A 1,326-nucleotide genomic window follows, 5' to 3' on the forward strand; every position below is an offset into this window, starting at 1 on the left:
GAGCCTGTAAATCCAATTGTGTAACCGCCCACGAATAAGTAACTTTTTCAAAAGGATACCTTCGTGGGTAAGCAAATGGACCAAGACAAACTCAAAGCACTGGCCGCTGAGCTGGCCAAAGACATCAAATCTGAAAAAGATCTCGGCACCCTCACCCAACAGCTGATCAAGCTTACCGTCGAGACCGCGCTCAATGCCGAGATGGACGAGCATCTGGGCTATGAGAAACACGCTCCACAAGGCCGCGGGACCGGCAACAATCGCAATGGCTATTCCATCAAGCGCCTAAAAGGCCAGCATGGAGAGGTCACCATCCAGGCGCCTCGTGACCGTAACGCCTCCTTCGAGCCTCAGTTTGTCCGCAAGGGCCAGTCCCGCCTGACCCAGATGGACGACCAGATCCTCGCCCTCTACGCCAAAGGCTTGAGCACGCGCGATATCGTGGACGCGTTCAAAGAGATGTATGACGCCGACATCTCGGCGGGGCTGGTATCGAAGGTGACCGAACGTGTCATCGAGCAGGTCCACGAATGGCAAAACCGGCCGCTGGATCCGCTCTATCCCATCGTTTATCTGGACTGCATTGTACTGAAGATCCGCGCGAACCAGCGGGTGATCAACAAGTCGCTCTATCTGGCACTGGGCATCAATATGCAGGGTCACAAGGAGCTGTTGGGCCTGTGGCTGGCCGAGACCGAAGGGGCAAAGTTCTGGCTGTCGGTCCTGACCGAGCTGAAGAACCGCGGTCTGGAAGACATCCTGATCGCGTGTGTGGATGGTCTCAAGGGCTTCCCTGATGCCATTGCCGTGGAGTATCCCCAGACCAAGGTCCAACTGTGTATCGTCCACATGGTGCGCAACTCGTTGCGCTATGTCTCCTGGAAGGACTACAAGGCGGTGACGGCGGATCTGAAGCAGATCTACCACTCTGCGACGGAACGTGAGGCTCAGCAGGCGCTGGCGGCCTTCGGCGAGCGCTGGGATAGCCAGTACCCGCAGATAGCGCGCTCCTGGCAGGGTAACTGGGACAATTTGATCACGCTGTTTGATTATCCCCCCGCCATCCGGAAGGTGATCTACACCACCAATGCGATCGAGTCACTGAACAGCGTGCTGCGCAAAGCGACCAAACAAAGGAAGCTGTTCCCGACCGATGAGTCGGCGCTCAAAGTGGCGTACCTCGCGATACAGCAGGCATCCAAGAAATGGACCATGCCGATCCAGAATTGGAAGCTTGCTCTGAATCGCTTTATTATCGAGTTCGGTGATCGCCTGAACGGTCACCTGTAATGGCGTGGGCAGTTACACAGAATTATTTACAGGCTC

At 56.0% G+C, this 1,326-nt stretch carries 1 protein-coding gene; it reads left to right on the forward strand.

The window, feature by feature from the left end:
* The first annotated feature begins 75 nt into the window (after positions 1–75).
* Positions 76–1,290 (forward strand): IS256 family transposase, encoded by a 1,215-nt coding sequence (locus OKC40_RS22500; RefSeq protein WP_270797032.1) that lies wholly within the window; start codon positions 76–78, stop codon positions 1,288–1,290.
* Positions 1,291–1,326 lie beyond the last annotated feature (36 nt).

The sequence above is a fragment of the Aeromonas sp. QDB11 genome (genome assembly GCF_027705265.1).
Taxonomy (GTDB): domain Bacteria; phylum Pseudomonadota; class Gammaproteobacteria; order Enterobacterales; family Aeromonadaceae; genus Aeromonas; species Aeromonas allosaccharophila.

Bases quoted from the DNA above. Each gene is read 5' to 3' on its own strand.
- OKC40_RS22500 (WP_270797032.1), top strand. From the start codon at position 76: ATGGACCAAGACAAACTCAAAGCACTGGCCGCTGAGCTGGCCAAAGAC.